Source organism: Frankia sp. CeCAU1 (assembly GCF_977971845.1).
This window is the reverse complement of sequence record NZ_CDWWXA010000058.1, coordinates 11,861-19,978: the sequence shown is the minus strand read 5'-3', so window position 1 is coordinate 19,978 and position 8,118 is coordinate 11,861. Positions and strand designations below refer to the sequence as shown.

Here is an 8,118-nt window from a genome sequence, read left to right as displayed (position 1 = left end):
GTTCCACCCCGTGCCCCCGCCCCTTGGTGACCACAGTCTCCAGAGCGAGGTCCGCGGCGAGCGCGCTGGCGAGGACGTCACGAACACGTTCGGTCGTAGCAGTGGCGACGGGGTTGACGACCAACAGCCCTCGCATGCCTCCACCGTAGTCCGCCCGGTCATCCGGGTCGCCGGCTGGGAAAACTCTCACACCGTTGGAATCCGGCGGGCACCTCGCGAAGTGCGACGGGTGATGGCGCGGTGGACACCGTCCGGAGGGTCCCCGGGGGCACCGGTCGACGGCCCCGGGAACGCGGACGGCCCCGGGAACGCGGACGGCCCCGGGAACGTAGTGTCAGGGATATGGGATCCACGAGTCATCCCGATCAGCCGGCGGCCGGCCGCTTCGGCACGCTGCGGCAGGCTGCTCGCGCGGCGTCCGTGCCCACTCGGGTGGCGTCCGTCCTGCTCGCCATCGAGGCGCTGACCCTGCTGGCCCTCGGAATCCTGCAGGTGCTGCGCGGCTTCGGGCCGGACATTGACGACATGGGTCGTGCTGAGAGCGGTGGGGTGCTCGCCATCGTCGGCGGGCTCGGTGTGGCGGTCCTCGCGGGGGGCGTGCTGCGTAACGGCGCATCCTTCCGCTCGCCCACCTTGGTCGTGCAGATCCTGTGCCTGCCGGTGGCGTGGGGGCTGGTGCAGTCCGGCCGCTACGGCTACGGCATCCCGCTGCTCGTCGTGCCCCTTGTCATCGTCGTCGCGTTGCTGCTGGCCGGTGGGCTCGGGCCGGTGGTCCCGCCTCGGCGCGGCGGCGGGACCGGGTGACGAATCCGCTCAGCCGTCCTCGAGCAGGCCGCGCCGCAGCTGGGCCAGGGTCCGGGCCAGGAGCCGGGAAACGTGCATCTGGGAGATGCCGAGCTCGGTCGCGATCTGGGACTGGGTCATGTTGCCGAAGAACCGCAGCAGCAGGATGCGCTTCTCCCGCGGAGGGAGCTTCTCCAACAGCGGCTTGAGGGACTCGCGGTACTCGACGCCCTCCAGGGACTCGTCCTGGACGCCGAGGGTGTCCGCGACGGCGGGCGCCTCGTCGTCGCCGGAGTCCGGCGCGTCGAGGGAGACCGCCGAGTAGGCGTTCGCCGACTCCAGCCCCTCGAGGACGTCATCTTCGCTCATCTGCAGATGCCGGGCGATCTCGCTCACCGTGGGGGAGCGGCCCAGCGTCTGGGAGAGCTCGGAGGTCGCCTTCGTCAGGGAGAGTTTGAGCTCCTGAAGGCGGCGGGGGACCCGGATGGCCCAGCCCTTGTCCCGGAAGTGCCGCTTGATCTCACCGACAATGGTCGGGGTGGCGTAGGTCGAGAACTCCACCCCACGTTCTGGATCGAACCGGTCCACCGATTTGATCAATCCGATGGTGGCCACCTGGACGAGGTCGTCGAGCGGCTCGCCCCGGTTACGGAAGCGGCGGGCGAGGTACTCCACCAGCGGTAGGTGCATCCGGACGAGCTGATCGCGGACGGCGGAGCGTTCGGGATCGTCCTCGGGTAGCTCGGCGAGGCGGACGAACAGCGTGCGGGCCAGGGCCCGGTCGGGCGAGTGCGCGCGCTCGGGCCGATCGCTCTCCCCGTCGATCGCCGGACCGTCCACCGCCGGACCGTCCACCGCCGGGTTCGGTGGCGCCTGGGTCGTCACCTCGGGGCCGGGATCGCTGTCGATCCCCGGGTGGTCGTCGAGCACGGATCCCCGTTGGCTCAACGCCGCTACCGGGTCCACCGCGGACACCGGGTCGCGATCGGCTACGTTGCGATCGGCTACATCGTGATCAGGTACCGTGCGCGGTGGGGTCGGCGTTCTCCCGGTCGACGTCACGACGTACCTACCGTGTCGCCCAGTGGAGTCTCTCTGGACGCACCCGACCCTCGGACGTGTCCGGCCGGAGGCCCGCCGAGGTCGGCGCGCACGCCCCTGCGCTTCTGCAGGGCGATGCTCACCCGCGACCCCGGGCCCGTCGAGGTCTGCACGTCGCCCGCCAGCGCCTTGAGCACGGTCCAGGCGAAGGTGTCCTCGGAGGGCTGCTCGCCGTCCAGGCTCTTGACCGTCACCAGGACGTGCATCACCCCCGGCGAGAGGGTGAACGTGCAGTCCAGCGAGGAACCCGGCACGGCCGAGACGAGCAGCAGGGCGCACGCCTCGTCCACGGCGATCCGGAGATCCTCGATGTCGTCGAGAGTGAAGTCGAGGCGGGCCGCCAGCGAGGCCGTCGCCGTGCGCAGGACGGTGAGGTAGGCGCTCGCGGCGGGCAGGGTGAGCGCAACCACGTCGCGTAGGCCGCCCGAGTGGGCGGTTTGGCTGTCGATGGTGTCGGAGCTCTCCGCGCCGCCGGTCGAAGGCGTCGGATCCACGTTCCTACCCCCAAAGAGCCTGCGTCGCGCGAGGACGGCGCCTCGCGGGTGTCCTGCCGACCAAGGTCGATTAGATAATGATATTGTCGGCGGTTCCTCGCCCACCCGTCGACGGGTCGAGTATTCCGCTCCCGACCATGACGTCCCGCATGGGCGGACGGTTTCCGCTCCGTCGGCGGCCGGGCGGCGGCCACCGACTCCACCGTACCCAGCCGCCGCTGGGTACCGCAGGTCGGGTGATCGTAAGCTGTTGCATCCGGCCTGTCTGGCCGTCGTCGGCTTAGGCGGTGCCGGCCGCGGCGCTGCCGGTCCCGACGCCGGCCAGGGCGGTGATGGCGTCGGCGTCCATGCGCCAGGTCGTCCAGCCCTCGATCGGCCCCGCGCCGAGGGAGCGGTAGAACGCCTGCGCCGGGGCGTTCCAGTCCAGGACGGCCCATTCCATGCGCCGGTAGCCGCGGTCGGCGCAGATCGCCGCGAGGGTGGTGAGCAGGGCCTGCCCGTAGCCACGGCGGCGGTGGTTCGGCCGGACGAACAGATCGACGAGGTACATCCCGGTCTGGCCGGTCCAGGTGGAGAAGGTCGGGTGCCAGAGCGCGAAGCCGACGACCTGTGGTGGGGCGGCGACCTGTGGTGGGGCGGAGTCGCCGGCAAGGTGGTCTGTGGTGGCCACCAGACAGTGCGCGGCTGGCACCGGTCCGAACAGGGCCGTGTCGAGATCGGCGGGCGTCATGGCGACGGCGTCCGGCTCCTTCTCGTACGCGGCGAGTTCGGTGACCAGGCGGTGGACGACCTCGACGTCTCCGGGGCCGGCCACCCGGATCACCGGATGTCCCCGGCGGCGCTCGCCGAGCGGAGCTCGGCGTACAGGGCCCGGCAGGCGCGATAGTCGGGCAGCAGGCCAGCCGCCTCCGCCTCCTTGAGCGACGGCGCCGCGGTGTCCTTGTCGGACAGCAACGGCACGAGATCGTCGGGCCAGGGCAGCGCGAGATCGGGATCGAGTGGGTGGACCCCGTACTCGCGCCCGGGGGTGTACGGAGTCGAGCACAGGTAGGAGATCGCGGCGTCGTCGGTGAGCGCCATGAAGGCATGCCCGAGACCCTCCGCGACGTACAGGCCCCGCCGGTCGACGTCGTCGAGGACGACCGCCGCGAACGTCCCGTAGGTCGGTGAGCCGACCCTGATGTCGACGACGCAGTCCAGCACCCGGCCGTGCACGCACGTCACGTACTTCGCCTGGCTGGGGGGGACCTGCGCGTAGTGCACCCCGCGCAGCGTGCCGGCCCGGCTCACGCTGTGGTTGGCCTGCGACAGGGTGAGCGGATGCCCCACCGCCTCGGCGAGAGCGTCCGAGCGGAACCACTCCAGGAAGGTCCCGCGGCTGTCGGAGTGCTGGCGCGGGGTGAACACCCAGGCGTCCGGAACCGATAGTTCGCTGATCTCCACGTGTGCGAAGGTACCGGTTCGGTCCCGCGCCTCCCAGGACGCCGGACCACGCGTCGGACCCGAGCCGGCCCCGGACTCCGGTCGTGACGGAGGGGCCGCGGCGAAGCAGGTGACAAATTCCACCCGTTTCTCCCGCTCCTTGGTGTCGGTTAACGAGGACATAGCGATGTCGTAACAACCGGACGCGGGCCATGGCGGAACCGAATTGAAGGCGATCCGGGCGCGTTGCACCTTCGCCCGCCAGGAGGCCGGCGAGCGACCGGGCCAGGTCGATATCCATGCTGACGATGGTTCTTCCGTCGGTGTCGACGAATTCGTTCAGTGCGTACGAACTGTCGGTCGCCATACCGTCAGAACTGTTGGTCGTCACACCGTCGGAGTGCCCTTGTCGTGTACCTCCTTGGGCAGCTGACCAGGGACGGAGCCGTCGACGGAGGATGCCGGAGATCGCCGTCGCCGGGGCACCGGAGCCGTCGTTCCGGTCACCGACGGAAATCATCAGGAGTGCTACCGTCATTGCCGGAATGGGCATCGCCCGAGTACGACGGAAAGCATCGCTGTGCACGGATTACCTTTTGGGCCCGGGCGGGCGTGTCGGTGGGTTGCCGGTAGCCGGGGGAGACCCCCGCTTCTGATCACGTGATGCTTCCCTCGGGCGTCGGCATCCTCTCCGTGGCGGTATGTTTTGTTTCCGTTGCCGATGCGTTCGTTGTCGGTTCGCCGTCGGCGAAGCGCTGTCGGGGGCAGGGGCGGCCGCGCGTGCCATATTGGAAGCAACCCCGGGCAACACCCGGTCGATCGCCCGCCTTACACGATGAGGCGGTACCGCTCAGGCTTGTTCTTCCGCGAAACACGCACCGCACGGGAGTATGAGCACGTTGTAGCCGCAGCCCAGGTGAGACCGCGATCGTCGCGGGGTCCGCCGGCGGCTCGTTCGAGGAGCAACCTCCGTGACCGCAACCACTGACCAGCCGACTCTCGGTTCCACCACGTCGGACTTCGCCGGGCTCAGCCCGCGGCCGTCCGACGATGATCCCGCGTTCGCCCTGCACCGCGGAGGAAAGATCAGCATCAGCGTTACCGCTCGATTGAACAATCGGGAAGACCTGTCCCTGGCCTATACGCCCGGAGTCGCGCAGGTGTGTACCGCCATCGCCGGGACTCCGGCCCTTGCCGACGACTACACCTGGCGGTCTAACACCGTCGCCGTGGTCACCGATGGGACGGCCGTGCTCGGCCTCGGTGACATCGGCCCCGCGGCCTCCCTGCCGGTGATGGAGGGCAAGGCCGCACTGTTCAAGCGCTTCGGTGGTGTGGACGCGGTGCCACTGGCCCTTGCCTGCACGGACGTCGAGGAGATCGTCGACACCGTCGCGCGCCTCGCTCCGAGCTTCGGCGGGATCAACCTCGAGGACATCTCGGCACCGCGCTGCTTCGCCATCGAGCGCCTCCTGCAGGACCGCGTCGACATCCCGGTCTTCCACGACGACCAGCACGGAACGGCCATCGTCGCGCTGGCCGCGCTGGAGAATGCGGCGAAGCTCACCGGACGCACCCTGGGTGATCTGCGTGCCGTGGTGTCCGGCGCGGGCGCCGCCGGCGCCGCCGTGGCCCGCATCCTGCTGGCCGCCGGCATCGGGGACATCGCGGTTGGCGACAGCCGCGGCATCCTCTACGCCGGTCGGGACAACCTCACCCCGAGCAAGGCCGCGCTCGCCGCCGAGACCAACCGTGCCGGCCTGGCCGGGTCCATCACCGACGCGCTCGCCGGCGCCGATGTCTTCCTCGGGCTGTCCGCCGGGCAGGTCCCGGAGGAGGCGGTCGCCACCATGGCGCCGGAGGCGATCATTTTCGCGATGGCCAACCCCGATCCCGAGATCGACCCGGCGGTCGCCCACAAGTACGCGCGGATCGTGGCGACCGGTCGCAGTGACTACCCGAACCAGATCAACAACGTTCTCGCCTTCCCCGGAATCTTCCGGGGAGCGCTCGGCGTCCGGGCCAGCCGCGTGACGGAGGGCATGAAGCTCGCCGCCGCGAGGGCGCTCGCCGCGGTGATCGCGGACGAGCTGGCCGAGGATCTCATCATCCCGAGCGTGTTCGACGACCGGGTCGCCCCGGCCGTCGCCGCGGCGACGGCCGCGGCCGCGCGGGCGGACGGGGTGGCCCGCCGCTGACGAGGGCCGACTGATCGCCGGCGTGCCAGCCACAAGGCGCCCAGGGATCCCGGTGCACCTTCTCCGGGGTCCCTGGACGCCTCCACGGGGCCCGTGCCACGCGGGGTCCCCCCCCTTGGCGGTCGAGTCCCCCGCGTCCCGCTGCGGGTCCTGAGCCGCGTTCCCGGGCCGTTCGGGAGCCCGTGTGGGTCTCAGCCCGTGTGGGTCTCAGCCCGTGTGGGTCTCAGACCCGGCCGCATCCCGGGCAGGGCCGGTTCTCCACCGCCTCCGCGAGCGGGCGCAGGGTCCCACATCCCTTGTAAGAGCAGCACACGAAGTCGGCGGGAGCCACCGTGATGACCGGTATGCCGTCCACGATGACCGTCGCGGGTGCCTCCGGGACGGGCGCGGGGTGTCGGCGGCGCCAGCCCAGCCGCCGGCTCGACCCGTTTCTGCGTGGCGAGTCGGGCATGTCCTCGTGGGTCACCACGGCCTGTTTACCATTGGACGTCCACCCTTGTTGTTCCCACGGTGTCGAGTTCAGCACACCGGCCTGGCAGGCGCGGTTGCCGGCCCGGATGGTCCCCTTCGTCCGTGGCGTCGCCTGTCGATTGTCCTGAGTGGATCCGCGCCGGTCGGCCTCGCTCGCGTCTGCACGCCAGTAGCCGTAGGTTCGAAGGGTGCTAGCCGCCGCCGCCATGTCCCTCCACCCCGATTCCCCGCTCGACGGCCTGGCCATCGGGGAGCAGCCCGAACCCGCGCCGCTCGACGGGTGGGTCACCGTCACGGTGCGGGCCGCCTCGCTCAACCATCACGACCTGTTCAGCCTGCGTGGAGTGGGCCTGCCGGCGGATCGGCTCCCGATGATCCTCGGCTGTGACGCCGCCGGGGTGACCCCCGACGGGCAGGAGGTCATCGTCCACAGCGTGATCGGTGATCCGGCAGCGGGCGGGGGGGACGAGACGCTGGACCCGAAGCGGACCCTGTTGTCCGAGCTGTACCCGGGAACCCTTGCCGAGCGGGTCGCCGTGCCGCGGCGCAACCTGATCCCGAAGCCCGCAGGGTTGCCGTGGGAGGAGGCCGCCTGCCTGCCGACCGCCTGGCTCACCGCCTACCGGATGGTCGTCTCCCGGGCGGGGCTGCCCGCCGGGGGCGGCGGCACCGTGCTCATCCAGGGAGCCGGTGGGGGGGTGGCCACCGCGGCGCTGCTGATCGCCAAGGCCGCCGGGCACACCGTTTTCGTGACCTCGCGGGACGAGACCAAGCGGAAGCGGGCAGCCACCCTCGGTGCCGACGAGGTTCTCGAACCCGGTGCCCGGCTGCCGCGCCGGGTCGACGCGGTCATCGAGACCGTCGGCGCCGCCACCTGGGGTCACTCGGTGAAGGCAGTGCGCCCCGGCGGGCGCATCGTGGTCTCGGGCGCCACCAGTGGTCCGAACCCGCCGGCGGATCTCACCCGGATCTTCTTTCTCCAGCTGTCGGTGATCGGTTCCACCATGGGGAGCCGGGACGAGCTAGTCGATCTCGTCGCATTCGTGGAACGGACCGGGGTGCGGCCGCTGATCCACGAGGTGCGCCCGTTGGCCGATGCCCGGGCCGCCTTCGAGCAGCTGCTCGGCGGTGAGTTCTTCGGCAAGTTGATACTCCGCCCCCCCGCCTAGCCCCTTCGTCGTGGTGCGGGGACTCCTGGCTCGGGGCTGGGCGGGCTAGGGATCCGGGTCCTCGTCGGGGCGGGCCAGCCAGGTGGCGAGCCGGTCGATCGCGTCCTCGAAGCCGGGATACAGGTCCACGAAGACGCGCAGCGAGTCGGCGAGACCCTCGTAGGTCAGGCTCTCCGGGCCGCGTCGCGCGGCGAGTTCCTCGATCCCCCGGTCGGTGAAGTACATCGCTGCCTCCTGTCTGGCGAGCGGATGGCTGGCGAGCCGGACCGGCCGCCGCACGCCGGTGGCGCTGCCGGGCACGGCGGCCTGGGAACACCACCGGTGCGGCGGCCGGTCCTCGGATCGGGCGACGCTCCGCCGGCCGCGCGCTCAGTTCTCGAACGCCGCCTCGACCAGGGCCTGCTGCTCGCGCTCGTGCACCTTCGACGACCCCGAGGCCGGGGCCGCGGCGGCGCGCCGGGAGATACGACGCAGCCGGGT

The 8,118-nt window shown here is 71.0% G+C and carries 9 protein-coding genes; 3 read left to right on the top strand and 6 right to left on the bottom strand.

The window, feature by feature from the left end; translation table 11 throughout:
* Positions 1 to 342: 342 nt before the first annotated feature.
* Positions 343 to 804: a hypothetical protein gene (locus tag AC08OO_RS12260; RefSeq protein WP_476607442.1), complete on the top strand. Its 462-nt coding sequence runs from the start codon at positions 343 to 345 to the stop codon at positions 802 to 804.
* Between the two features lie 9 nt (positions 805 to 813).
* Here AC08OO_RS12260 and AC08OO_RS12255 read toward each other — a convergent pair whose 3' ends face one another.
* The 4 genes from AC08OO_RS12255 to AC08OO_RS12240 all read right to left on the bottom strand — a co-directional run bounded on the left by AC08OO_RS12255 (position 814) and on the right by AC08OO_RS12240 (position 3,821).
* Entirely contained in the window at positions 814 to 1,845 is a 1,032-nt protein-coding gene (locus AC08OO_RS12255; protein ID WP_476610535.1) for an RNA polymerase sigma factor SigF, read from the bottom strand.
* Entirely contained in the window at positions 1,842 to 2,378 is a 537-nt protein-coding gene (locus tag AC08OO_RS12250) for an ATP-binding protein (RefSeq protein WP_476607444.1), read from the bottom strand. The genes AC08OO_RS12255 and AC08OO_RS12250 overlap by 4 nt, the downstream gene beginning before the upstream one ends.
* A gap of 280 nt (positions 2,379 to 2,658) precedes the next feature.
* Positions 2,659 to 3,201, bottom strand: a complete 543-nt coding sequence (locus AC08OO_RS12245; protein WP_476610536.1) for an N-acetyltransferase family protein — start codon at positions 3,199 to 3,201, stop codon at positions 2,659 to 2,661.
* Positions 3,198 to 3,821: a dTDP-4-dehydrorhamnose 3,5-epimerase family protein gene (locus AC08OO_RS12240; protein ID WP_476601571.1), complete on the bottom strand. Its 624-nt coding sequence runs from the start codon at positions 3,819 to 3,821 to the stop codon at positions 3,198 to 3,200. Before AC08OO_RS12240 ends, AC08OO_RS12245 begins: the two co-directional genes overlap by 4 nt.
* Before the next feature lie 950 nt (positions 3,822 to 4,771).
* Between AC08OO_RS12240 and AC08OO_RS12235 the strand changes: the two genes are divergently transcribed.
* Positions 4,772 to 5,998 (top strand): NAD(P)-dependent malic enzyme, encoded by a 1,227-nt coding sequence (locus AC08OO_RS12235; RefSeq protein WP_476610537.1) that lies wholly within the window; start codon positions 4,772 to 4,774, stop codon positions 5,996 to 5,998.
* Positions 5,999 to 6,221: 223 nt separating this feature from the next.
* Here the strand turns inward: AC08OO_RS12235 and AC08OO_RS12230 are convergent, their stop codons facing one another.
* Positions 6,222 to 6,467, bottom strand: a complete 246-nt coding sequence (locus AC08OO_RS12230; RefSeq protein ID WP_035729776.1) for a hypothetical protein — start codon at positions 6,465 to 6,467, stop codon at positions 6,222 to 6,224.
* Positions 6,468 to 6,657: 190 nt separating this feature from the next.
* On the opposite strand from AC08OO_RS12230, the gene AC08OO_RS12225 reads away from it, so the two are divergent.
* The gene (locus AC08OO_RS12225; protein WP_476610538.1) at positions 6,658 to 7,638 is read left to right on the top strand and encodes a zinc-binding dehydrogenase; all 981 of its coding nucleotides are present in this window, start codon (positions 6,658 to 6,660) and stop codon (positions 7,636 to 7,638) included.
* Between the two features lie 45 nt (positions 7,639 to 7,683).
* Here the strand turns inward: AC08OO_RS12225 and AC08OO_RS12220 are convergent, their stop codons facing one another.
* A complete protein-coding gene (locus tag AC08OO_RS12220) occupies positions 7,684 to 7,938 on the bottom strand; it encodes a DUF6104 family protein (RefSeq protein ID WP_476610539.1) in 255 nt (84 codons plus the stop codon).
* Positions 7,939 to 8,118: the final 180 nt, after the last annotated feature.

Coding starts and splice junctions, on each gene's coding strand:
- AC08OO_RS12260 (WP_476607442.1), top strand. CDS start 343: ATGGGATCCACGAGTCATCCCGATCAGCCGGCGGCCGGCCGCTTCGGC.